This window comes from Mycobacterium sp. NGS26, from assembly GCF_059813025.1.
Genome location: NZ_JCALDU010000002.1, coordinates 175,123 through 198,198, shown reverse-complemented (window position 1 = coordinate 198,198; position 23,076 = coordinate 175,123). Strand labels below are relative to the sequence as shown.

Sequence of the window (23,076 nt, the reverse complement as noted above, 5' to 3'; positions counted from 1 at the left end):
TTGCTGAGCGGCCGCTAGACCTCCAGCAGCTCGCCTTCTTTGTGCTTGACCAGCTCGTCGATCTGGGCGACGTACTGATGGGTGGTCTTGTCCAGATCCTTTTCGGCGCGTCCGACCTCATCCTCGCCGGCCTCCCCGTCCTTGCGGATGCGGTGCAGCTCCTCCATCGCCTTGCGACGGATGTTGCGCACCGACACCCGCGCTTCCTCTCCCTTGTGCTTGGCCTGCTTGACCAGCTCGCGGCGGCGCTCCTCGGTGAGCTGCGGCACGGCCACCCGGATGAGCGTGCCGTCGTTGGTGGGGTTCACCCCGAGGTCGGAGTTGCGGATCGCGGTCTCGATGGCGTGCAGCTGATTGGCCTCGTAGGGCTTGATCACCACCAGCCGGGCCTCGGGGACGTTGATGCTGGCCAGCTGGGTGATCGGGGTGTTGGTGCCGTAGTAGTCGATCACGATGCGGGAGAACATCCCCGGGTTCGCGCGGCCGGTCCGGATGGTCGACAAGTCCTCGCGGGCCACGGACACGGCCTTTTCCATCTTCTCTTCCGCGTCGAAGAGAGCTTCGTCGATCATTTGCGCGTCTTCCCCTCAGGTGGTGACCAGTGTTCCGATCTTCTCACCAGCGACCGCGCGGGCGATATTGCCACTGGTCAACAGGTTGAACACCAGGATCGGCATGCCGTTGTCCATGCACAGGCTGAACGCGGTGGCGTCGGCCACCCGCAGCCCGCGGTCGATGACCTCGCGATGGCTGATCGCGGTGAGCAGCTCGGCCTCGGGGTGCTGCCGCGGATCCGCGGAGAACACCCCGTCGACCGCCTTGGCCATCAGCACCACCTCGGCGCCGATCTCCAGCGCCCGCTGCGCCGCGGTGGTGTCCGTGGAGAAGTACGGCAGCCCCATGCCGGCCCCGAAGATCACCACCCTGCCCTTCTCCAGGTGGCGGACGGCGCGCAACGGCAGGTAGGGCTCGGCCACCTGGCCCATGGTGATCGCGGTCTGGACGCGGGTGACGATGCCTTCCTTCTCCAGGAAGTCCTGCAGCGCGAGGCTGTTCATGACGGTGCCGAGCATGCCCATGTAGTCCGAACGGGTGCGCTCCATGCCGCGCTGCTGGAGCTGCGCGCCGCGGAAGAAGTTGCCGCCGCCGATGACGACGGCGACCTGCACGCCGTCGCGAACGACCTCGGCGATCTGGCGGGCCACCTGCGCCACGACGTCGGGATCCAGCCCGACTTGGCCGCCGCCGAACATTTCGCCACCGAGCTTGAGCAACACTCTCGAATACTTCGATCGACCCGCCGAGGGCGCCGGTGCGCCGTTGGCGCTCGTTGGCTCGGGATCCGTCATCACACTCCTCGCATGACAGTGCCATCCCGGGACGACCTCACCCGGAACGGCATTTCACATCCTGCCTCATCGCAGCACAATGCGGCGTCGGCGGGGTGCATTATCTGGCCGGTTGCCGGGCGGGGCGCGACGTCGAGGGATGTTTGAACATCCCGCGGGAGGGGGAATCCGCATCAGCGCGGGGGGAATTCACGGCCTTGAGAATGAGGGCCGGACCCGCGTTGACCCGGCCGATCGCGTGGATCGGCATCGATTGGGCGTGAATCGCCCGAATCACCCAAGCCACTCAGGAGGAACATCCATGGCGGACACCAACAAATCCGGACCTGCCGAAGCCGTCAAGGGCGTCGTCGAGGACGTCAAGGGACGCGTCAAGGAGGCCGCCGGAGCCGTGTCGGGCCGAGACGACCTGACCCGCGAGGGCCAGGCCCAGCAGGACAAGGCCGAGGCGCAGCGCGACGCGGCCAAGAAGGAGGCCGAGGCGGAAGCCGCCCGCGGCAGCGCGCAGGTGGCCGAGGAACGGCAGAAGTCCAACCAGAACCAGTAGCTTGTTTCCACGATGGGTCCGGCCCGGCTCTACGGGCCGGGCCCGTCGACTTTCTGCGGGATGGGTTACATCTCGGGCAGAGGTGGCATAGTTCTGAACTAATCCGGGTACCCTGCGCTGCGCTTGCAGACATCTCCATGTGGGAGTCCATGTGGTCTCCATGTGGGAGGTGCCTACGGGTCCATGGCACGACCGTCATGAGTTTTGGAGACGTCATTGGACGTACTACTGCTTACCGATGCCGACGACTTCGAGTCGGTGTTGCCGACGCTGGGCTCGGTGGCGCACACGACGCGGCGCGCGTCGCTGACCGATCACGTTGACGGGCAATCCGACAACGCCGACGTCGCGATCATCGACGCGCGCACCGACCTCGCCGCGGCTCGCGGGGTGTGCCGCCGGCTCACCGCCACCGCGCCGGCCACGGCGGTGCTGGCCGTCGTCACCCCGGTGGACTTCGTCACGGTCGACATCGACTGGAATTTCGACGACGTGATGCTGCCCGCCGCCGGCGCGGACGAGTTGCAGGCGCGGCTGCGGCTGGCGATCAAACGCCGGCGCAGCTCGGTCGACGGCACGCTGAAATTCGGGGACCTCGCGCTGCACCCGGCCAGCTTCACCGCGTCGGTGGCGGGCAGGGACCTGGGCCTGACGCTTACCGAGTTCAAGCTGTTGAATTTCCTTGTGCAGCATGCCGGTCGGGCGTTCAGCCGCACCCGGTTGCTGCACGAGGTGTGGGGCTACGACTGCAACGGCCGCGTCCGCACGGTCGACGTTCACGTGCGGCGGCTGCGCGCCAAGCTCGGACCCGAATACGAGTCGATGGTCGACACCGTGCGCGGCGTGGGCTACATGGCGGTGACGCCGCCGCACCCGGAATGGGTTGTCAGCGAACCGACGCTGGGCCCGATCTCGACGTCCGCCCCGGAACCCACCGACACGGTCGCCCGCTGACCCCAAAAACCCTGTCGCGATTCAACTTTCGAGCTTCCAATCACGCGAAAAGCGGAAGTGCGCGCTTGCGCGCGAGCGCGTCCATGCCCTCCTGAATGCTGTCCTCGACCTCGCGGTACTTGCGGTCGACGTATTCGTCGTCATCGGCGCGGGCGGGGTCGTGGTCCAGCTCGACGACGGGCATGAACCGGGTCCTGATCTTGGCCGGCAGCGGAAGCTGCGGAAGCGCGGCCGGCGCGATGCCCCACGGCAGCGAGACCGCCAGCGGGAACACCTTGAGCCGCAGCAGCCGGTCCAGCCGCAGGGCCCTCGACAGCCGGTCGCCGCGGATCAGCACCGGCATCGCGTCGGCACCGCCGACGGTGGCGATCGGCACGATCGGCACTCCGGCACGAATCGCCATCCGCACGAATCCGGTGCGCCCGGCGAGGTTGGCGCGATCGCGCTCCGTCCACGGGCGCAGCGAGTCCACCTCCCCGCCCGGCCATATCGCCACATCGCGGCCCTCGGCCAGCGCGGTGGCGATCGCGTCCGGGGCGGCCGGAAGCACGCCCATCGAGCGGAAGTAGCGCCCGATGAGCGGGATCGCCATCAACGCGTCGTGGGCGGTGCCGTGCAGCGGGCGATCCTGGCCGAAGCGCCGCCACCACTGCAGGCCGACGGTCCACGCGTCCCAGACGAACGGCGCGCCCGAGTGGATCCCCACCAGCAGCACCGGCGGCCCGGGAATGTTCTCCCAGCCGTCGATCTCCATGCGGAACCAGTAGTCGACCAGGACGTTCCAGAAGAACTTCTGGCGCTGCAGCGTGGTTTCGTCCTGGCCGCCGAGGTCCCATTCGGCGGCGCGCTCGGCGACCCAGCCGCTCAGCCCGCCGTCGCGATCACCGCGCTTGTCCTGCATCGTCGCCCGCGCCCGTTCGGCGTGGCGCCGCGCTTGCTCGCGCACCTCGGTTGGCCTGTGGTCTGACCTGTGATCGGGATTGCTCATGTGGGTTCGGGTACCCCGTTCGGCCGCGTGGGATTCGCGCACACGAAAACCTCCCCGCGCCAAGGGCAAGGCGCGGGGAGGTTGTCCAACCGGATCAGGCCGGATCGGGCCGGATCAGAACCGGTCAGGCGTGCGTCGCCCCACCCGGCGCCGGGCTGGGCAGCGCACCGGGCGCCGGGGTTGTCGGCGAGGCCGGTGCCGAGCCCGGCGACAGGTTCGACGTCCAGATCAGCACGTCCTGGTTCCCGTCGTTGTAGACGACGCCGTTCGGCGGTGCGCCGGTCACGTCGAAGTACAGCGTCCCGGTCGATTCGCTGCCCTGTGGGATGGGCGCCGGGTTGAGGCTGCCCGGGGCCGCGACCTTGTCGATCACCCGGTAGTTCTGCCCGTTGGGCCCGCGGGCGATGAAGTCGTTGACCATCGGGGTCACCAGACCGCTATCGGACCTGGCGGTGACGTCGGCCTGATAGAGCGTGCCCTTCGGCGTGTACCCCGGGATCACCGCGTTGCTGGGTTGCAGATTGCTCACGGTGTAATTCGTGACCAGGGGACCATCGATGAGTGGTTCGCTGGTGCCGAACGGCTGGATGTTGGGCGGCGCAGCGGATGCGGTCGCTGCGGTGAACACTCCTGCCGCGGCTATCCCCCCGGCGGCAATAGCACTCTTTACAGCAGTCCTACTGACCTTCATGCTCAATTCCTTTCCTATCCACAGTCACCCCCCTTTAGGCAGGGCGCGATGTATTTCCCCATAACCTTTTCGGCGCGGCGTTAAACGCGAACAATTGCGAATTGTGAAAGGCACGGCCCACCACCAGCCGGAATGCCCGCCATTTCGGGTGCCGTTTTGCTGAGCGCCTTTTAACGCAGGCCTTTTGGCGCCACAGGAACAACATCGGCATCACTACCGGCACCGCGCCACTGGGGCCACGACTACCCCAACGATTAACTCGATCCGGACGTCGGCACGGCCGATCGCGAAAGGTGAAGTCGCCATGAGCTTTCCGGCGGAGGCGTAAGCCCCGAACCCGCAAACCCCGAATCCCGTCGAAAAGCTGCGACGTATGTCAATATCGTTGACATGGGTCAAACCGAAGACGCTCCACTGGGATACCTGCTCTACCGGGTGGGAGCGGTTCTGCGACCGGAGGTTTCCTCGGTGTTGGGTCCGCTCGGCCTGACACTGCCCGAATTCGTTTGCCTGCGAATCCTTTCGATGTCCCCGGGCCTATCCAGCGCCGAGTTGTCCCGAAGCACCAACGTCACACCGCAGGCGATGAACACGGTGTTGCGCAGGCTGGAAGAGATCGGCGCTGTGGCCCGGCCGCAATCGGTTTCCTCCGGGCGTGCGCTGCCCGCCACGCTGACGGCTTCGGGCCGCACCCTGTTGAAGCGCGCCGAGGGCGCGGTCCGCGTCGCCGACTCGCGCATCCTGGCCAAGCTGACCCCGGCCCAGCAACGCGAGTTCAAGCGGATGCTGGAACGGCTGGGATCCGACTGACCCCGGTTACGCGGATTCCCCGGGCTCGTGGATCCGCGCCCACGGCCGGGCCTCCTCGAGCTCGTAGGCCAGTTCCAGCAGCAGCGCTTCGCGCCCCATGTCGGCGGCCAGCATCATGCCGGCCGGCATGCCATCCGCGGTTTGGGCCAGCGGCAGCGATATCGCCGGTTCGCCGGTGACGTTCTGCAGCGGGGTGAACGCAACCCAGTCGATCAGCCGCTGCATGAGCTGCGGGTAGTCGGTCGGCGCGAGGTGTCCGATCCGCGGCGTCTCGTCGGCGACCGTCGGCGTGAGCACCGCGTCGTAGGTCCGGAAGAACTCCGCGGTGCGCCGCCGCATCCTGCGCAGGCGCACGATGGCCCCCGGCAGCCGGTGCAGATTGCGGCCGCTGTGCCGCTCCAGGCCCAGGGTCAAGGCGTCCAGCCGGGTGCGGTCGAACGTGTTGCCGAACAGGCGCCGCCCGGTGCGCACCTGCACCAGCGCCAGGAACCCCCAATACAGCACGAAGTCGTCGGTGAAACCGGCCGGCACCGGGGGCTCGTCGACGTGTTCGACGCGGTGGCCCAGCTCCTCGAGGAGGCCGGCCGACTTCAGCGTCAGCTCGCGCAGCTGCGGGCTGCACTCGCGGTGGACCGAGCGGGTCACCACCGCGATCCGCAGCCGCTGCCGGCCCGGGCCCGTGACGTCGCCGACCGGCGGCAGCGCGGGATTGCGCCAGATGCGCTCGGCCTCCCGATAGAAGGCCGCGGTGTCGCGCACCGAACGGGTCAGCACACCGTTGGCGACGATGCCCACCGGCATCCGGCGCAGCTGCGAATCCAGCGGCAGCCGACCGCGCGACGGCTTCAGCCCGACAAGTCCGTTGCAGGCGGCCGGAATTCGGATCGAGCCGCCGCCGTCGTTGGCGTGGGCGATCGGCACGACGCCGGCGGCGACGAAGGCGCCCGATCCCGAGGACGACGCACCGGCGGTGTAGTCGGTGTCCCACGGGTTGCGGACCGGCCCGAGCCGGGGATGTTCGGCGGACGCGCTAAACCCGAACTCCGACATCTGCGTCTTGCCCAGCGATGTCGGCCCGGTGGCCAGGTACAGCCGGGTGAACTCGCCGTCGGAGACGGCGTCGAACGGCGTCCACGCGTCGGCGCCCCGCATCGTCGGCTGGCCCGCGACGTCGACGTTGTCCTTGATGAACGTGGGGACGCCTTCGAAATACCGCCCGGTCCCCGGCCCGGCCGAGGCGGCCTCGCGAGCCTGGTCAAACGCCTTGTGCGCCAAGGCGTTCAGGGCCGGGTTGACGGCCTCGGCGCGGGCGATGGCGGCCTCGATGACGTCGGCTCTGCTGACCCAGCCGGCGCGGATGGCCTCGGACAGGCCCACCGCATCGAGGTCGCCGAGGGCATCGTCGCCGAAAGCGTGTACGCGTCGCATGGCACTGACGCCAGCCGTCGCCGGCTAGGCCTGCCCCACCTCGAAGCGAACGAACCGCGTCACCGTCACGCCGGCCTCGTCGAGCAGCGCCTTGACGGTCTTCTTGCTGTCGGACACCGACGGCTGCTCGAGCAGCACCGCATCCTTGAAGAAGCCGTTCAGCCGGCCTTCGACGATCTTGGGCAGCGCCTGCTCGGGCTTGCCCTCCGCCTTGGCGGTCTCCTCGGCGATGCGGCGTTCGCTGGCCACCACGTCCTCGGGGACATCGTCGCGGGACAGGTAGCGGGCCTTGAGCGCGGCGATCTGCAACGCGGCCGTGTGCGCCGCGTCCTTGTCCTCGCCTGTGAACTCGACCAGCACCCCGACGGCCGGCGGCAGGTCGGCGGCGCGCTTGTGCAGATAGGTCTCGACGTTGCCGTCGAAGTACTGCACGCGGCGCAGCTCGAGCTTCTCGCCGATCTTCGCCGACAAGTCGGCGATGGCCTGCTCGACGGTGTTGTCGCCGATTTTGGCGGCCAGCAGCGTCTGCACGTCGGTGGCCTTGGCGTCCAGCGCGGCGTCGACGATCTGCTCGGCCAGGGCCTGGAACTCGGCGTTCTTGGCGACGAAGTCGGTCTCGGAGTTGAGCTCGATGAGCGCGCCGTCCTTGGCCGCGACCAGGCCTTCGGCCGTGGCCCGCTCGGCGCGCTTGCCGACGTCCTTGGCGCCCTTGATGCGCAGCGCCTCGACGGCCTTGTCGAAGTCGCCGTCGCTCTCGGCGAGCGCGTTCTTGCAGTCGAGCATGCCGGCGCCGGTCAGTTCACGAAGCCGCTTGACGTCGGCGGCGGTGAAGTTCGCCAATGGTCAGCCTTCCTGTGACGGAGTTGTTTCGGGTGCACCCGCAGCGGCGTCGGTGGGGGCGGCGGTCGGGGCGCCGGCGGTCGCGGCGGCCGAGGCCAGCAGCTCCTGCTCCCATTCGGGCAGCGGCTCGGCGGCCTCCGCCTCGGGCTTGCCGTCGCCGCGGCCCAGGCCGGCGCGGGCCTGCAGGCCCTCGGCGACCGCGGAGGCGATCACCTTGGTCAGCAGCGCGGCCGAGCGGATCGCGTCGTCGTTGCCCGGGATCGGGTAGTCGACCTCGTCGGGGTCGCAGTTGGTGTCCAGGATCGCGATGACCGGGATGCCCAGCTTGCGCGCCTCACCGACGGCGATGTGCTCCTTGTTCGTGTCGACCACCCAGACCGCCGACGGGACCTTGTTCATGTCGCGGATGCCGCCGAGGCTGCGCTCCAGCTTGTTCTTTTCCCGGGTCAGGCCCAGGATCTCCTTCTTGGTGCGGCCCTCGAAGCCGCCGGTCTGCTCCATCGCCTCGAGCTCCTTGAGGCGCTGCAGCCGCTTGTGCACGGTGGCGAAGTTGGTGAGCATGCCGCCCAGCCAGCGCTGGTTCACGTACGGCATGCCGACGCGGGTGGCCTCGGCCGCGACCGATTCCTGCGCCTGCTTCTTGGTGCCCACGAACAGCACCGTCCCGCCGTGGGCGACGGTTTCCTTGACGAACTCGTACGCCTTGTCGATGAAGGTCAGCGTCTGCTGCAGGTCGATGATGTAGATGCCGTTGCGGTCGGTGAAAATGAACCGCTTCATCTTGGGATTCCAGCGTCGGGTCTGATGCCCGAAGTGGGTGCCGCTGTCGAGCAGCTGCTTCATGGTTACAACAGCCATTACCGGCCATTCCTTTGTTGTCGGTTGTCGCCCGGCATCGGGTGAGGCCGGGCCCTGGCGTCTGTCGAGATGCCGAACCCTTACTCGGGACCGCACGGCATCCGGTTGTTGCGCAGACACGCGAAGTCAGCCCGTTCACACGGACCGCGTGAAGCAGTTTACACCGCTCGGCCAGCTGCTTTGACGGTGCTTGTGCACAGCGCTGACTGGCCCGATCGGCGGCGCCGCGCTGGACTGCACGGATGCGGTGGGTGGCACTGATGCTGGCCTTGGGCCTGCTCGGCGCCGCGCCGGCGGTCGCCGACGACGTTCGGTTCGACTGGCCGCTGCGCCCGCCGCCGGCGGTGGCCCGGGGATTCGACGCCCCGTCGCCCGACTGGAAACCGGGGCATCGGGGGGTGGACCTGCCCGGAACCCCCGGCCAGCGGGTATACGCCGCCGCGGACGCGACCGTGGTGTTCGCCGGCGTGCTGGCCGGGCGGCCGGTGGTGTCGCTGGCCCATCCCGGCGGATTGCGCACCAGCTACGAGCCGGTGCGGGCGGCGGTGCGGGTCGGTCAGCCGGTGACGGCGCAGACCGTGCTCGGCGAGCTGGTCGCCGGGCACCCGGGCTGCCCGGCGGCGGCGTGCTTGCACTGGGGCGCGATGTGGGGCCCGGCGTCGGGCGCGGACTACGTCGATCCGCTGGGCCTGCTGAAGTCCACGCGGATCCGGCTCAAGCCGCTGCGCGGCTAGCGCGAGCAGACGCAAAAGCCCCCCAAAACCTGCGGTTTTAGGGGGCTTTTGCGTCTGCTCGCCGGGGCTAAGCCCGGGGGTGGGCCTGGTCGTGCACGGCCCGCAACCGGGACACCGCGACGTGGGTGTACAGCTGGGTGGTCGCCAGGCTGGAATGGCCGAGCAGCTCCTGGACGACCCGCAGGTCGGCCCCGCCTTCGAGCAGGTGTGTGGCCGCGCTGTGCCGCAGGCCGTGCGGCCCCATGTCGGGGGCGCCGTTCACCGCGGAGACGGTCTGGTGCACGACCGTGCGGGCCTGGCGCACGTCGAGCCGGCGGCCCCGGGCGCCCAGCAGCAGCGCCGGCCCGGACTCCGCGGTGACCAGGGCCGGCCGCCCGTCGTTCAACCACCCGCGCAGCGCGTCGGCGGCCGGCACCCCGAACGGCACGGTGCGCTGCTTGTCGCCCTTGCCCAGCACCCGCACCACCCGTTGCCGGGCGTCGACGTCGTCGACGTCCAGGCCGCACAACTCGCTCACCCGAATCCCGGTGGCGTACAGCATCTCCACGATCAGCCGGTCCCGCAGTGCCAACGGATCGCCTTGCGCGGCACCGGATTTCGCGGCGGCCATGGCGTCGAGCGCCTGATCCTGGCGCAGCACCGCCGGCAGGGTGCGGTGCGCCTTGGGCACCTGCAGCCGGGTCGCGGGGTCGGTGGTCAGCAGGCCGCGCCGCAGCGCCCACGCGGTGAACGCCTTGACCGCCGAGGTGCGACGGGCCAGCGTCGTGCGGGCCGCACCGGCGCCGGCCGCCGCGGCCAGCCAGGTCCGCAGCACCGGCAGGCTCAACCGGTCCAGGCCGAGCCCGCGCGCCTCCACGCCCCGTCCGTCGAGGAAGGCGAACAGCGAGCGCACATCCCCCAGGTAGGCGCGACGGGTGTGCGCCGAGCGCCCGCATTGCAGCTCCAGGTACTCGTCGAACTCATCGAGGATCGCCTGCACTCCCCCACGGTCGCAGCCGGGCGCGCCGCGGCTCAGTCGACGCGCCGCAGCGTGTCCGGGGTGAGATCTTTGAGCGTGGGATAGCCGTCCACGGCCATGATCAGGTCCGCCTCGGCCAGCAGCATGCGCAGCACGTGCACGATGCCGTCGACGCCGCCGAGCGCCAAACCGTAGGCGTACGGCCGGCCCACACCCACCGCGGTGGCGCCCAGCGCCAGCGCCTTGATGACGTCGGCGCCGCTGCGGATGCCCGAGTCGAACAGGACCGGCAGACCGTCGGCGGCCTCGACCACCCCCGGCAGGCAGTCGATGGCGGGCAGGCCGCCGTTGGCCTGCCGGCCGCCGTGGTTGGAGCAGTAGATGCCGTCGACGCCGCCGTCTCGGGCGCACCGGGCGTCGTCGGGGTGGCAGATGCCCTTCACCAGCAGCGGCAGCTTGGTCAGCGAGCGCAGCCAACCCAGGTCGTCCCACGTCAGGGGATTTCCGAAGAGCTGCACCCAGCGCAGCACGGCGCCTTGCGGGTCTTCCTCCGGTGGGCGCCGCAGGCCGGCGCGGAACACCGGGTCGCTGGTGTAGTTGGCCAGGCAGTGCCCGCGCAGCTGCGGGAAGTTCGACGTGCTCAGGTCGCGTGGGCGCCAGCCGGTGACCCAGGTGTCGAGGGTGACCACGATGCCCTTGAAGCCGGCCGCCTCGGCGCGCTGCACCAGGCTGGCGGCCAGCTCGCGGTCGGTCGGCGTGTACAGCTGGAAGAACCCGGGCGTGTCGCCGAAGGCGGCGGCGACGTCTTCCATCGGGTCGACGGTGAGCGTCGAGGCGACCATGGGCACCCCGGTGACCGCGGCCGCGCGCGCGGTGGCCAGGTCGCCGTGGCCGTCCTGGGCGCACAGCCCGATGACGCCGATCGGCGCCATGAACAGCGGGCTCGGCAGGGCCAGGCCGAACAGGTCGACGGACAGGTCGCGCTGCGCGGCGCCGACGAACATGCGCGGGTACAGGCCCCACCGCCCGAACGCCTCGCAGTTGGCCCGCTGGGTGCGCTCGTCGCCGGCCCCGCCCGCCACGTACGACCACACCGACGGCGGCAGCGCCGTGGCGGCCTTGGCTTCCAGCTCGGCGAAGGCCATCGGGAACGGCGGCACCACCCCGGCCAGGCCGCGCAGATAGATCTCGTTCTGGTAGTCCCCGAAATTGGGCGCCACCGCTAAGTCCCGGCCTCGGCCTGGGCCAGTTCCTTCTTCCACTGCCGGAACGTCTCTTCGGTGCGGCCGCGTCGCCAGTAGCCGGAGATCGACGACGCCCATTTCGCGTCCACGCCGCGCTCCTTGCGGACGTAGGGCCGCAAGTTGTGCATGACCGCCTGCGCCTCGCCGTGGATGAAGACGTGTACCTGCCCGGGCAGCCATGGGGTGGTGGTGACCGCCTCGATCAGCGGCGCGTGGTCGCCCGCGCGGTCCTCGGGAACCAGGTCGGCGCGCCCGCCCCGATAGACCCAGCTGACCTCGACGGATTCCGGTGCGGTCAAAGGGATTTCGTCCTCTTGACCGGCCACCTCGATGAACGCCTTGCCAACCGCGTTGGGCGGCAACGCTTCCAGCGCCGCGGCGATGGCGGGCAGCGCGGACTCGTCACCGGCCAGCAGATGCCAGTCGGCGGCCGGGTCGGGGGTGTACGCGCCGCCGGGGCCCATCAGATAGATCGGCTGGCCGGGCTGCGCGGCGGCGGCCCACGGCCCGGCCACCCCGTGGTCGCCGTGCACCACGATGTCGACCGTGATCTCGCCGGCCGCGGCGTCGACCTGGCGGACGGTCATGGTCCGCACCGACGGCCTTTTCGCCGGCGGCAGGCCGGCGAAGCTGTCCAGCGTCAGCGGTTGCGGCAGCCCGCCCACGTCGACGTCGTCGGCGACGAACGCCATCTTGACGTAGGAGTCGGTGAACTTGCTGGGCACGAAGGTGTCGAAAGTCTTGCTGCCGAGCACCACCCGGACCATGTGCCGGGTGAGTTGCTTGGTACCGACGACTTCGAAGCGTTGCAGAGGTCGACCTGCCACTTGTCCTCCTGTCCAGTCCCGACCCGTCGTCGACTATACGAGTCGCACCGCACCCGCGGTCCGGCCGCCGCCGGCGCGGACGATTCGCCACCGGCCATCTTGCCGCTCGGCGAGCCCGGCCACCTCGAGGATCGCCAGCGGGCCCAGCACCCGCTCGGGCACCAGCCCCGCCGCCACGGCGATCTCGTCGACCGTGGCGGCGCCGCGGCCCGGCAGCGCCTCGTACACCTGGCGCTCGGCTTCGCCCAACCCGTCCAGCGCCGTGGTGGGCCGCGACTGTTCGGGTGCCAACTCGCCGATGCGGCCGACCAGTTCGACGATGTCGTCGGCCCGGGTGACCAGTTCGGCGCCGTTGCGCAACAGCTCGTGGCAACCCGCCGACGCCGACGATGTGACGGGTCCGGGCACCGCGGCCACCACCCGGCCCAGTGCCCGGGCCCAGGCCGCGGTGTTCGCGGCGCCGCTGCGCAGCCCCGCCTCCACCACCACCGCGGCGCCGGCGGTGGCGGCCACCAGGCGATTGCGGGTCAGGAAACGGTGCCGGGCCGGCCGGACCCCGGGCGCGTACTCGGTGAACAGCAGCCCGTGCTGGCCGATGCGATGCAGCAGCGCGGAATGCCCGGCGGGATAAGGGACGTCGATCCCGCCGGCCAGCACCGCCACGGTGATTCCGTCGGCGGCCAGCGCCGCGCGGTGGGCCGCGCCGTCGATGCCGTAGGCCCCACCGGAGACGACCGCGACGTCGCGCTCGACCAGCCCGGCCGCCAGGTCGGCCGCGACGTGCTCGCCATACGCGGTCGCCGCGCGCGTGCCGACCACCGCGGCTGCGCGGTGCGCCGCCTCGTCCAGGCGGACGGGGCCGATCGCCCACAACACCATCGGCGGCCCGCCGCGCGACCGCGCCGCGGCGCCGCCGAACGCGGCAAACGCGAGCGGCCACTCGTGGCTGTCGGGGGTGATCAGCCGTCCGCCGCGGCGGGCAAGCAGCTCGAGATCGGCTGCGGCGCGGTCGATTCCGCGCCTGGCCTCGGTGTGCTGAGCAAGGTCGTCGCCGACCAGGCCGCGCCGGACCCGGTCGGCGGCCTCCCGGGGGCCAACGCATCCCACCAGCGCGGCCAGCTCCGGGCACGGCGGCTCGGCCACCCGGGACAGGTAGGCCCAGGCAGACAGCTCTGCATCGTCGCCGGCGCGGGTCATCGCTGGGCTCCCGGCTGCCGGAAGCTCAGCGCCGCGGCCACCTCGTCGATGCCGGGCGAGCCGCGACCGGCGAGGTCCGCCAGGCTCCACGCGACCCGCAGCGTGCGATCCAGGCCACGAATGCTGAGCAGTCCACGGTCCAGCGCGGTGCGCAACGGTTTCATTGCTTCATGGCCGGGACGGAACCTGCGCCGCAGCAGCGACCCGCTGACCTCGGCGTTGGTGCGAAACCCGTGCGGCCGCCAGCGCGCCGCGGCCGCGTCGCGGGCCGCCGCCACCCGGCGGCGAACCTGTTCGGTCGACTCACCGTCGGAAGCCGAGAACGCCCCGGCCCGCACCGGATGCATCTGCACCCGGAGGTCCACCCGGTCCAGCAGCGGCCCCGACAGCTTTCCCAGGTAGCGCCGTTTGACCGCCCCCGCGCAGACGCAATCCTGCGGATCGGCCGGCGCGCACGGACACGGGTTGGCGGCCAGCACCAGCTGGAACCGGGCCGGGTAGCACGCGACCCCGTCGCGGCGGGCCAAACGAATCTCGCCGTCCTCCAACGGTGTTCGCAACGCTTCCAGCGCGTGGGCGCTGATCTCGGCGCATTCGTCCAGGAACAACACCCCGCGGTGCGCCCGGCTGACGGCGCCCGGCCGGGCCATGCCCGAACCGCCGCCCACCAGCGCCGCGACGCTGGAATTGTGGTGGGGCGCCACGAACGGCGGCTGGGTGATCAGCGGGGTGTCCCCCGACAGCAGCCCGGCCACCGAGTGGATCGCGGTGACCTCCAGGGACTCGGCGTCCGACAGCGGTGGCAGCAACCCCGGAAGGCGTTGCGCCAGCATGGTTTTGCCCACCCCGGGCGGCCCGGTCAGCATGAGATGATGCGCCCCGGCCGCGGCGACCTCGACGGCGAAACGCGCCTGCGCCTGGCCCACCACGTCGGCCAGGTCCGCACGCGGCTCCGCGGGCGGGGCGGCCGTGGCGACGCGGTCGTGCAGCTGGGCCTTGCCGCACAGCCAGCTCCGCAGCTGGCCCAGGGTGCGAACGCCCCAAACGTCGATGCCGTCGACCAGGCCCGCCTCGGCCAGATTGTCCACCGGCACGACGACGGCCGGCCAGCCGTCGCGCTTGGCGGCCAGCACCGCGGGCAGCACGCCGCGCACCGGCCGGACGCGGCCGTCCAGCGCCAGCTCGCCCAGCAGCACCGTCTTCTCCAGTCGTTCCCACGGGTTCTTTCGCTGCGCCGACAGCACGGCCGCCGCCAGGGCGATGTCGTAGACCGATCCCATCTTCGGCAGCGTCGCCGGTGAGAGCGCGAGCGTGAGCCTCGTCTGGGGCCAGCTGTTGCAGCAGTTGGTGACGGCGGCCCGGACCCGGTCGCGGGATTCCTGCAGCGCGGCGTCGGGCAGGCCCACCAGGTGCACGCCCGGCAGCCCCGAGGTGATGTCGGCCTCGATCTCCACGATCTTGCCGTCCAATCCGCACACCGCGACCGAGAACGCGCGCCCCAGCGCCATCAGCCGATCCCCTGCAGGTGCATGATCTGCGGGGCGCGGCGTGGGTAATCGGGCCCGACCCGCACGCCGATCACGTCGATGCGGACCGCGGCCCAGCGCTCGTCCTGGGCGGCCAGCCACAGCCCCGCCAGCCGGCGCAGCCGTCGAACCTTGCGTTCGGTGACCGCGTACGGCAGGCCGCCGTAGCCGTCGCCGGTGCGGGTCTTGACCTCGGCGAACACCAGGGTGCGGGTGGTGTCGTCGCACGCGATCACGTCGAGTTCGCCGTAGCGACAGCGCCAGCTGCGGGTCACGATCCGCAGCCCCATCCTCGTCAGGTGATCCACGGCGAGCGCCTCGCCCATGGCGCCCAACTGAATCCGCGTCATCGTCGGTTCGGTCGTCATGCGGCCAACCTGCCCGACGGCCCCGACACGACGCGGCCGAGCGCGCGCCGGAACAGGCGGTTATCCCCAGTCCCGGGTTTATCCCCAGCGCTACGTGATCCGGTCGGCCCTGGTGTAGACGTTCATCGAGTCTTCCCGCAGGAACGCCACCAGCGTGACCCCGGACTCCTCGGCCAGCGAGACCGCCAGCGACGACGGCGCCGACACCGCGGCCAGCACCGGGATCCCGGTCACCACGGCCTTCTGCATCAGCTCGAACGAGGCCCGCCCGCTGACCAGCAGCACCGTCGCGCTCAGCGGCACCCGCCGGTGTTCCAGCGCCCAGCCGATGACCTTGTCGACCGCGTTGTGCCTGCCGATGTCCTCCCGCACCGCGAGCATGGTGCCGTCGACACCGAACAACGCCGCGGCGTGCAGGCCGCCGGTGCTGTCGAAAACCTTTTGCGCCCTGCGAAGTTGGGTGGGCATCGCCTTGAGCGTGGCCGCGGCGACGGTCGCCGGATCCGAGCCCGGCGCGAACCGGCCGATCACCCGCACCGCATCCAACGACGCCTTGCCGCAGACCCCGCACGACGAGGTGGTGTAGAAGTTGCGGGTGACGTCGAGGTCGGGCTCCCGCACGCCGGGCGCGAGTGTCGCGTCGAGGGCGTTGTACGTGTTGGCGCCGTCGTCCCCGCGCCCGCCGCAGTAGCGAATGGTGACCACGTCCTCGCGGCACCCGATGATTCCCTCGGTGAGCAGAAACCCTTGCGCGAGTTCGATATCCGAGCCCGGCGTGCGCATGGTCACGGTGACCGGAGCGCCGTTGACGCGGATCTCCAGCGGCTCCTCGACGACCAGGGTCTCCGGCCGGGTGACGGCCCGACCGGCGCTGAGATGCCTGACCCTCCGCCGCGCGGTCACGTGCCCGATGACGCCGGCTCCAATCGCAGGATGATCGCCTTGGACACCGGGGTGTTCGACACGGCAGCCGTATGATCCAGTGGGACGAGCGCATTGGTCTCCGGGTAGTAGGACGCGGCGTTGCCGACCGGGGTCGAATACGCCACCACGAGAAAGTCCTTGGCGCGACGCTCCTGCAGCCGCCCATCGGCGTCGGTCCACTCCGACACCAGGTCGACCCGCTGGCCCGCCGCCAGTCCCAGCGACTCGATGTCGGCGGGGTTGACGAACACCACGCGGCGCCCGCCCTTCACCCCGCGATAACGGTCGTCGAGCCCGTAGATCGTGGTGTTGTATTGGTCGTGGCTGCGCAGCGTCTGCAGCACCAGCCGGCCCGGCGGCACCGGCACCCACTGCAGCGGGTCGGCCGCGAAGTTGGCTTTGCCTGTGCTGGTGTGGAATTCGCGTGCGTCGCGCGGGGGGTGGGGAAGCTGAAACCCGTCCGGCCCGCGCACCTTGCGGTTGTAGTCGGCGCAGCCGGGGACCACCGCAGCGATCGCGTCGCGGATGGTGTCGTAGTCGGCCGCGAACCGTTCCCACGGCACCGGATGCTCCGCGCCGAGCAGCCTGCGGGCCAGCTGGCAGACGATTTCCACCTCGCTGCGCACCTGGTCGCTGGGCGGGTGCAGGCTGCCGCGGGACAGATGCACCATCGACATCGAATCCTCCACCGAGACAACCTGTTTGCGCCCGCCGCGGATGTCGCGGTCGGTGCGGCCCAGCGTCGGCAGGATCAGTGCGGTGTTCCCGTGCACGAGGTGGCTGCGGTTGAGCTTGGTCGAAACCTGCACCGTCAGAGCGCAACTGCGCAGGGCCGCCTCGGTGACCGCGGTGTCGGGGGTGGCCGACGCGAAGTTGCCGCCCATGCCGACGAACACCGTGGCCCGCCCGTCGCGCATCGCGCGGATCGCGGCCACCGTGTCATACCCGTGCTTGCGGGGGCAGCTGATGCCGAATTCACGGTCCAGGGCGGCCAGGAACTGCTCGGGCATCTGCTCCCAGATGCCCATCGTGCGGTCGCCCTGCACGTTGGAATGCCCGCGCACCGGGCACACCCCCGCGCCCGGCTTGCCGATCATGCCGCGCAGCAGCAACAGGTTGGTGAGCTCGCCGATGGTGGCCACGGCGTGGGTGTGCTGGGTCAGGCCCATGGCCCAGCACACGACGGTGCGCCGCGACGCCATCAGCATCGCGGCCACGCGTTCGAGTTGCCCGCGCTGCACGCCGCTTGCGGCGTGCACGGTGTCGAGGTCGATCTGCATTGTCCGGCGCCGGTATTCGCCGAAACCCGCGCAGTGCGCGTCGACGAACTCCCGGTCGACGACGGTGCCCGGGGCGCGGTCTTCGGCCTCGAGCATCAACCTGCCCAGCCCCGCGAACAGGGCCATGTCGCCGCCGATGCGGATCTGCACGAATTCGTCGGCGATCGGGATGCCGTGTCCCACAAGCCCGTTCACCTGCTGCGGGTCCTTGAACCGGATCAGCCCGGCCTCGGGCAGCGGGTTCACCGCAATGATCTTGGCGCCGTTGGCCTTTGCCTTGCGAAGGACCGACAGCATTCGCGGGTGGTTGGTGCCGGGGTTTTGCCCGGCGATGACGACCAGGTCGGCGCGCTCGACGTCGTCGACGGTGACCGACCCCTTGCCGATTCCGATCGACCCGGTCAGCGCCGAGCCCGAGGACTCGTGGCACATGTTGGAGCAGTCGGGCAGATTGTTCGTGCCGAAACAGCGGACCAGCAGCTGGTAGCAGAACGCGGCCTCGTTGCTGGTGCGCCCCGACGTGTAGAACACCGCCTCGTCCGGGTGCTCCAGCGCGCCCAGCCGCTCGACGATCAACTGGTAGGCGGCGTCCCAGCCGATCGGGCGGTAGTGGTCGTCACCGGGACGCAGCACCATCGGCTCGGTGAGCCGGCCCTGTTGGGACAGCCAGTACTCGGGCTTTCCCGACAGCTCGGCTATCGAGTGCCGGGCGAAAAACTCTCGTGTGACGGTACGCCGGGTGGCCTCCTCGGCGACGGCCTTGGCCCCGTTCTCGCAGAACTCGGCCAGCTTGCGCCCGCCCGGCTCTTCGGGCCAGGCGCAGCCGGGACAGTCGAAGCCGTTGCGCTGGTTGAGCCGCGCCAGCGCCGCGGCGGTGCGCACCGCGCCCATCTGCTCGAGCCCCCGCCGCAGCGAGACCATCACCGCCCGCATGCCCGCCGCCTCGTGCTTGGCGGGCGCGACGGTCACCGCGTGTTCGTCGTAGTCGGCGGGGATGTCGCCGGACGCCCGGTGAAACCTCACGAAATCAACCTACATTGGCCGGGCCGCGCGACCGTCAAACCGCCCGAGCCAACGCCGCCAAGGTGTCCGCCGAGGAGTGCACCGGCTGCCAGCCGAGTTCCTTTTTCGCCTTGGCGGTGTCCATCACCACCGACGTCCGCGCGACGTGCAGCCATTCCAGTATCGAAGGGACGAACGGCAATCGCGACACCGCCGCGGACGCCGCCGAGGCAGCGGCGGCGGGCACCGGCACCGGCCGGCCGCCCAGCGCCTTGGCCACGTCGCCCACCGTCACGACGCCGTCGCCGGCGATGTTGTACGAACCCGGCGGCGTCGGGGCGGTGGCCGCCAGCGCGATCGCGGCCGCGACGTCGTCGTGGTGGACCAGTTGCAACGGAAAACCCGGGTCCGGCACGACCGGCTTCAGCATCGGCACCAGCTTGGTCGCGGCGCGCAGCGGGCCGGGCAACTTGTTCCACGGCATCGACCGGGCCAGGGCACGGGCCTTGGGCCCGGCGACGACGCAGGGCCGCAGGATGAAAACCTCCAGCGACGAGTCCTTGCTGATGTCGGTGAGCAGCGCCTCGCACGCGGCCTTCTGGGCGGAGTAGTAGTGCTCGGGGGACCCGCGGGTCGGCACGTCCTCGGTGAGCGGGACGGGGTTGTCGGGGTAGTAGCCGTACGCCGCCACCGACGAGGTGTACACCAGGCGCCGCGGCCGGACGCTGCCGACGGACGCGTCGAACACGTTGCGCGCGCCCTGCAGGTTGATTCGCGCGCTCTCGTCGCGCGAGCCCATGATGATGAACGCCAGGTGGACGACCACGTCGGCGTCCGCGACCAACGCGTAGACGGCCTCGCGGTCCAGGATGTCGCCCTGCCGGTAGATCGTCTTCACCCAGCCCCGCGACGACGGGTCGAACGGGCGGCGCGCCATCCCGATGATGGTGTCCACCGCGGGTTCGCGCTCCAGCGCCGTCACCGCCGAGATGCCGATGTCTCCCGTCGGCCCGGTTACCGCAACCGTGAGTCCCACCCGGGGTGTTTTCCCCGACCGCGCCTCGCCCGAAACCGGCGTCGCGAAAATCGCTGGTCAGCGCCGCGGTTTTCGCGCGGCCACCCGTGAGGGGCCGATTCGGGTGGGTATACGGCGGGGGTAAGTATGCTCGTCAAGGGCAGCGAACTCGCGTGCGGAAAACGAGGCACAACGTGGCAGACGAATCGAAGGCCGGCGCGGACGCGGCGCCACCCGGCGGGGAGACAGCCGACCCCTCGACCGTCTTCGCGGCCCTCGCCGAGATCATTTACCAGGGCTCTGATGCCGACGAGATGTACGCGGCCATCTGCATCGCCGCGACCATGATCGTCAAGGGCTGCGATCACGCCAGCCTGCTGGTGCGCGAGAACGATCGCTACATCACCGTGGGCGCCAGCGACCGGCTCGCGCAGAAGATCGACGAGCTGGAACGGCGCGCGGGTGACGGCCCGTGCATCGACGCGATCGAGGAGGAAACCCCGCAGATCGACCCCGACCTCACCACGCCGTCGCTGTGGCCCAAGTTCGCGTCGCTGCTCGTCGCGGAGACGCCGGTGCGCGGCGCGATGGGCTTCCGGCTGCTGGTCAACAAGCGCAAGGGGGCCGCGCTCAACCTGTTCAGTAACAGGCCCAACGCGTTCGACGCCGAGGCCGCCGGGCGGGCGGCGGTCCTGGCCTCGTTCGCCAGCGTGGCCATCAACGCCGTCGCCAAGGGCGAGGACGCCGCCAGCCTGCGAAAGGGGCTGCTCAGCAACCGTGAAATCGGCAAGGCGGTGGGCATGCTGATGCTGCTGCACGGCATGACCGAAGAAGAGGCGTTCGACCTGCTGCGGCGACACTCCCAGGACCTGAACATCAAGCTGGCCGACGTGGCGCGGGAGGTCATCGAGAGGCGCGGGCGGCTGCCGTCCAACGGCGAAACTCCGCCTCCGCCGGGCACATAGCTCTGGGTCCACATAGCTCTGGGTCGGGGGCCTATTCGGGCAGCCGCAGCTCGGGCTTCTCCACCTCTTCGATGTTGACGTCCTTGAAGGTGACCACCCGCACCTGCTTGACGAACCGGGCCGGCCGGTACATGTCCCATACCCACGCGTCGGACAGCCGCAGCTCGAAGTAGACCTCACCTTCGGCGTTGCGGGGCATCATCTCCACGCTGTTGGCCAGGTAGAAGCGCCGTTCCGTTTCCACGACGTAGCTGAACTGGCCGACGATGTCCTTGTATTCGCGGTAGAGCGAGAGCTCCATCTCGGTTTCGTACTTTTCGAGATCTTCTGCACTCATCTGCTGAGACGTCCTTCTCCCTGCCAAGGTGCGCGGGTGACAACCCTGATGCCATCTTTCCTCACCGGTATTCGCCCCGCTCGGCCGGAGGGGCCGGTCTGAATTCGGCCACCACCCGCGTGTTCGACCCGCTGGCCACCCGCCGGACATTGATGAACGAATAGCGGTGCTCGGGGCACGGGCCGAGCCGGGCCAGCTCCCGACCGTGCGCGGGCGTGCAATACCCCTTGTGGTCGGCGAAGCCGTAGCCGGGGTGGTCGGCGTCCATGGCGACCATCAGCCGGTCCCGGCTGACCTTCGCCAGCACGCTGGCCGCCGCGATGCAGGCGGCCGCCGCGTCCCCGCCGACCACCGGCAGCGACGGCATCGGCAGGCCGGGCACCCGGAAGCCGTCGCTGAGCACGTAGCCGGGCCGCACCGACAGGCCGGCCACGGCGCGGCGCATGCCTTCGATGTTGGCCACGTGCACGCCGCGCCGGTCGACCTCGGCCGGCGGGATGAACACCACGTGGTAGGCCAGGGCGTAGCGGCGGATCAACGGATACAGCCGCTCCCGGACCTTCTCCGTGAGCTTCTTCGAATCATCAAGGGCTGCAAGGCTTTCCAGCCGCCCGGGCCCCAGCACGCAGGCCGCGACCACCAGCGGGCCCGCGCAGGCGCCGCGGCCGACCTCGTCGACCCCGGCCACCGGCCCCAGGCCGCTGCGGTACAGCGCCGACTCCAGGGTGCGCAGACCTCCGGACTTGCGGATCACCGTCCGCGGCGGCCACGTGGTGGCCATGGCTATTGGTTCTGCTGTGGGTTCACCGAACCCACACCACCCCATCGTGACGGCGGCCAGACGATGAACCTGGCCTTGCCGATGACATTGGCTACCGGCACCGTGCCCGACGTCGGGTCGCCGGTGCACAGCACACCCTTGAGCGCCTCGCCCGGGACGCTGGTGCAGTGGGCGCGCGAGTCCGCCGAGTGCGTGCGGTTGTCCCCCATCACCCACAGCCTGCCCTGCGGGACGGTCACCGGCCCGAACTCGCTGCCCAAACACGGGTACACCGACGGGTCGGCCATCATGGTCGCCGGATCCAGGTACGGCTCCTTGAGCGGCTTGCCGTTGACAGTCAGCCCGGTGTCGGCCCGGCACTGCACCGTCTGCCCGCCGACCGCGATGACGCGTTTGACCAGGTCGTTCTCGTCGGGAGGCACGAAGCCGACGAACGACAGCGCGTTCTGCGCCAGGCGCAGCGCGGGGTTGGGAGAACGAATCGACCTGTACCCGACGTTCCACGACGGCGGTCCCTTGAAGACGATGACGTCGCCGGGGTGCGGCGCGCCGAAGCGGTAGCTGAGCTTGTCCACCATGATGCGGTCGCCCACACAGCCCGTGCACCCGTGCAGCGTCGGTTCCATGGATTCCGACGGGATCAGGTAGGGACGCGCAACGAACGTCAGCATCACGTAGTAGAGCCCCACCGCGATCACCGCCAGGATGGCCAGTTCGCGCAGCGCGGACTTCTTCTTGCCCTCCGGCTCGCCGGCCTCCGGCTCTTTGGGCTCCGGGGGCGCGTCGGGGGCCGTGTCCGCGTCGCGGATGGAAACCTTCGGCTCTGACTGACCAGCGTCGGACTGGGGGTCGGGTGAGTCCGTGGTATCGGTCACGAGATCAGCGTAGCCAGCGCGGTTCGCGGCCCGGCCGGCCGCGTCCGGTCAGCGCTTTTCCTTGATCTTGGCCTTCTTGCCGCGGAGTTCACGCAGGTAGTACAGCTTGGCGCGGCGGACATCGCCACGGGTCACCACCTCGATGTGATCGATGTTGGGCGAATGCACCGGGAAGGTTCGTTCGACGCCGACGCCGTAGCTCTCCTTGCGCACGGTGAACGTCTCGCGGATGCCCGCGCCCTGCCGGCGGATCACCACGCCCTTGAACACCTGGATGCGCTCCTTGGCGCCCTCGACCACCTTGACGTGCACGTTGATGGTGTCGCCCGGACCGAAGGCCGGGAGGTCGTCGCGCAACGACGCCTGGTCGACGAAGTCCAGCCTGTTCATCGTGAGAAGACTCTTCCTCGAGGTCGCGGCCGCGGCAGCCGCCCACACGCGGGTGTGAACGGGCCACCAGGCCGATGGTTTTTCGGGCTTCCGGGGCGTATCTCGCAGCGGGCGGGAAGCGGCCCGGTCCGCTGACAGCGGCGAGACAACTGGTCAATTGTGCCAGACGGCCCGCGTGCATTGAAAAT

The 23,076-nt window shown here is 70.2% G+C and carries 23 protein-coding genes and 2 pseudogenes; 5 read left to right on the top strand and 20 right to left on the bottom strand.

The genetic code is table 11. From position 1 onward, the window contains the following. Window positions 1–14 precede the first annotated feature (14 nt). Together frr and pyrH are read right to left on the bottom strand one after the other, a co-directional pair. Window positions 15–572 (bottom strand): ribosome recycling factor, encoded by a 558-nt coding sequence (gene frr / locus AC5Y6X_RS06990; protein ID WP_324681521.1) that lies wholly within the window; start codon window positions 570–572, stop codon window positions 15–17. 15 nt (window positions 573–587) lie between these two features. Continuing rightward, window positions 588–1,349 (bottom strand): UMP kinase, encoded by a 762-nt coding sequence (pyrH, locus tag AC5Y6X_RS06985; protein ID WP_324681520.1) that lies wholly within the window; start codon window positions 1,347–1,349, stop codon window positions 588–590. A 301-nt stretch (window positions 1,350–1,650) separates the two neighbouring features. On the opposite strand from pyrH, the gene mbp1 reads away from it, so the two are divergent. Further along, on the top strand, window positions 1,651–1,896 hold the full coding sequence (gene mbp1 / locus AC5Y6X_RS06980; RefSeq protein WP_499985501.1) for a microaggregate-binding protein 1: 246 nt from the start codon (window positions 1,651–1,653) through the stop codon (window positions 1,894–1,896). 216 nt (window positions 1,897–2,112) lie between these two features. Next, a complete protein-coding gene (locus AC5Y6X_RS06975) occupies window positions 2,113–2,850 on the top strand; it encodes a winged helix-turn-helix domain-containing protein (protein WP_499985500.1) in 738 nt (245 codons plus the stop codon). A gap of 40 nt (window positions 2,851–2,890) precedes the next feature. Here the strand turns inward: AC5Y6X_RS06975 and AC5Y6X_RS06970 are convergent, their stop codons facing one another. Together AC5Y6X_RS06970 and AC5Y6X_RS06965 are read right to left on the bottom strand one after the other, a co-directional pair. Further along, a complete protein-coding gene (locus tag AC5Y6X_RS06970) occupies window positions 2,891–3,838 on the bottom strand; it encodes a lysophospholipid acyltransferase family protein (protein ID WP_499985498.1) in 948 nt (315 codons plus the stop codon). A gap of 124 nt (window positions 3,839–3,962) precedes the next feature. Further along, window positions 3,963–4,529 carry an MPT63 family protein gene (locus tag AC5Y6X_RS06965; RefSeq protein WP_499985496.1) on the bottom strand — a complete coding sequence of 189 codons (567 nt, stop codon included), beginning with the start codon at window positions 4,527–4,529 and terminating at the stop codon, window positions 3,963–3,965. A gap of 390 nt (window positions 4,530–4,919) precedes the next feature. On the opposite strand from AC5Y6X_RS06965, the gene AC5Y6X_RS06960 reads away from it, so the two are divergent. Continuing rightward, window positions 4,920–5,339, top strand: coding sequence for a MarR family winged helix-turn-helix transcriptional regulator (locus AC5Y6X_RS06960; protein ID WP_499985494.1), 420 nt, complete (start codon window positions 4,920–4,922; stop codon window positions 5,337–5,339). A 6-nt stretch (window positions 5,340–5,345) separates the two neighbouring features. Here AC5Y6X_RS06960 and AC5Y6X_RS06955 read toward each other — a convergent pair whose 3' ends face one another. The 3 genes from AC5Y6X_RS06955 to rpsB are packed head-to-tail and all read right to left on the bottom strand — an operon-like array spanning window position 5,346 to window position 8,465. Then, a complete protein-coding gene (locus tag AC5Y6X_RS06955) occupies window positions 5,346–6,767 on the bottom strand; it encodes an amidase (protein WP_499985493.1) in 1,422 nt (473 codons plus the stop codon). A 24-nt stretch (window positions 6,768–6,791) separates the two neighbouring features. Then, window positions 6,792–7,607 (bottom strand): translation elongation factor Ts, encoded by an 816-nt coding sequence (tsf, locus tag AC5Y6X_RS06950; protein ID WP_499985492.1) that lies wholly within the window; start codon window positions 7,605–7,607, stop codon window positions 6,792–6,794. A gap of 3 nt (window positions 7,608–7,610) precedes the next feature. Further along, window positions 7,611–8,465, bottom strand: a complete 855-nt coding sequence (gene rpsB / locus AC5Y6X_RS06945; RefSeq protein ID WP_324681507.1) for a 30S ribosomal protein S2 — start codon at window positions 8,463–8,465, stop codon at window positions 7,611–7,613. 206 nt (window positions 8,466–8,671) lie between these two features. On the opposite strand from rpsB, the pseudogene AC5Y6X_RS06940 reads away from it, so the two are divergent. Next, window positions 8,672–9,190: pseudogene (locus AC5Y6X_RS06940) on the top strand (M23 family metallopeptidase); the annotation flags it as partial. Between the two features lie 76 nt (window positions 9,191–9,266). On the opposite strand, the gene AC5Y6X_RS06935 reads toward AC5Y6X_RS06940, so the two are convergent. The 9 genes from AC5Y6X_RS06935 to AC5Y6X_RS06895 form a co-directional block, all read right to left on the bottom strand. Next, window positions 9,267–10,178 carry a tyrosine recombinase XerC gene (locus tag AC5Y6X_RS06935; RefSeq protein WP_324681505.1) on the bottom strand — a complete coding sequence of 304 codons (912 nt, stop codon included), beginning with the start codon at window positions 10,176–10,178 and terminating at the stop codon, window positions 9,267–9,269. A 32-nt stretch (window positions 10,179–10,210) separates the two neighbouring features. Further along, a complete protein-coding gene (locus AC5Y6X_RS06930; RefSeq protein WP_499985490.1) occupies window positions 10,211–11,377 on the bottom strand; it encodes a lactate 2-monooxygenase in 1,167 nt (388 codons plus the stop codon). Window positions 11,378–11,379: 2 nt separating this feature from the next. Next, entirely contained in the window at window positions 11,380–12,228 is an 849-nt protein-coding gene (locus AC5Y6X_RS06925) for a siderophore-interacting protein (RefSeq protein ID WP_499985488.1), read from the bottom strand. 33 nt (window positions 12,229–12,261) lie between these two features. After that, on the bottom strand, window positions 12,262–13,425 hold the full coding sequence (gene dprA, locus AC5Y6X_RS06920; protein WP_499985487.1) for a DNA-processing protein DprA: 1,164 nt from the start codon (window positions 13,423–13,425) through the stop codon (window positions 12,262–12,264). Then, on the bottom strand, window positions 13,422–14,933 hold the full coding sequence (locus AC5Y6X_RS06915) for a YifB family Mg chelatase-like AAA ATPase (protein ID WP_499985486.1): 1,512 nt from the start codon (window positions 14,931–14,933) through the stop codon (window positions 13,422–13,424). The genes dprA and AC5Y6X_RS06915 overlap by 4 nt, the downstream gene beginning before the upstream one ends. Then, window positions 14,933–15,319, bottom strand: a complete 387-nt coding sequence (locus tag AC5Y6X_RS06910; RefSeq protein WP_499985484.1) for a YraN family protein — start codon at window positions 15,317–15,319, stop codon at window positions 14,933–14,935. Before AC5Y6X_RS06910 ends, AC5Y6X_RS06915 begins: the two co-directional genes overlap by 1 nt. 90 nt (window positions 15,320–15,409) lie before the next feature. Next, complete coding sequence (gene fdhD / locus AC5Y6X_RS06905; RefSeq protein WP_324681615.1) at window positions 15,410–16,231, bottom strand: formate dehydrogenase accessory sulfurtransferase FdhD; 822 nt, start codon at window positions 16,229–16,231, stop codon at window positions 15,410–15,412. Further along, window positions 16,219–18,546: an FdhF/YdeP family oxidoreductase gene (locus AC5Y6X_RS06900; protein WP_499985483.1), complete on the bottom strand. Its 2,328-nt coding sequence runs from the start codon at window positions 18,544–18,546 to the stop codon at window positions 16,219–16,221. Before AC5Y6X_RS06900 ends, fdhD begins: the two co-directional genes overlap by 13 nt. Before the next feature lie 34 nt (window positions 18,547–18,580). Next, window positions 18,581–19,561 carry an NAD-dependent epimerase/dehydratase family protein gene (locus tag AC5Y6X_RS06895; protein ID WP_499985482.1) on the bottom strand — a complete coding sequence of 327 codons (981 nt, stop codon included), beginning with the start codon at window positions 19,559–19,561 and terminating at the stop codon, window positions 18,581–18,583. 173 nt (window positions 19,562–19,734) lie between these two features. On the opposite strand from AC5Y6X_RS06895, the gene AC5Y6X_RS06890 reads away from it, so the two are divergent. Continuing rightward, the gene (locus AC5Y6X_RS06890) at window positions 19,735–20,505 is read left to right on the top strand and encodes a GAF and ANTAR domain-containing protein (RefSeq protein WP_499985480.1); all 771 of its coding nucleotides are present in this window, start codon (window positions 19,735–19,737) and stop codon (window positions 20,503–20,505) included. A 31-nt stretch (window positions 20,506–20,536) separates the two neighbouring features. Here AC5Y6X_RS06890 and AC5Y6X_RS06885 read toward each other — a convergent pair whose 3' ends face one another. From AC5Y6X_RS06885 to rplS, 4 genes and pseudogenes are all read right to left on the bottom strand, one after another. After that, a complete protein-coding gene (locus tag AC5Y6X_RS06885) occupies window positions 20,537–20,842 on the bottom strand; it encodes a DUF2469 domain-containing protein (RefSeq protein WP_324681614.1) in 306 nt (101 codons plus the stop codon). Window positions 20,843–20,845: 3 nt separating this feature from the next. Next, a pseudogene (locus AC5Y6X_RS06880) lies at window positions 20,846–21,623 on the bottom strand (ribonuclease HII); the annotation flags it as partial. A gap of 2 nt (window positions 21,624–21,625) precedes the next feature. Beyond that, window positions 21,626–22,498 (bottom strand): signal peptidase I, encoded by an 873-nt coding sequence (gene lepB, locus AC5Y6X_RS06875; RefSeq protein ID WP_499985479.1) that lies wholly within the window; start codon window positions 22,496–22,498, stop codon window positions 21,626–21,628. A 48-nt stretch (window positions 22,499–22,546) separates the two neighbouring features. Further along, window positions 22,547–22,888 carry a 50S ribosomal protein L19 gene (gene rplS / locus AC5Y6X_RS06870; protein ID WP_324681492.1) on the bottom strand — a complete coding sequence of 114 codons (342 nt, stop codon included), beginning with the start codon at window positions 22,886–22,888 and terminating at the stop codon, window positions 22,547–22,549. Window positions 22,889–23,076 lie beyond the last annotated feature (188 nt).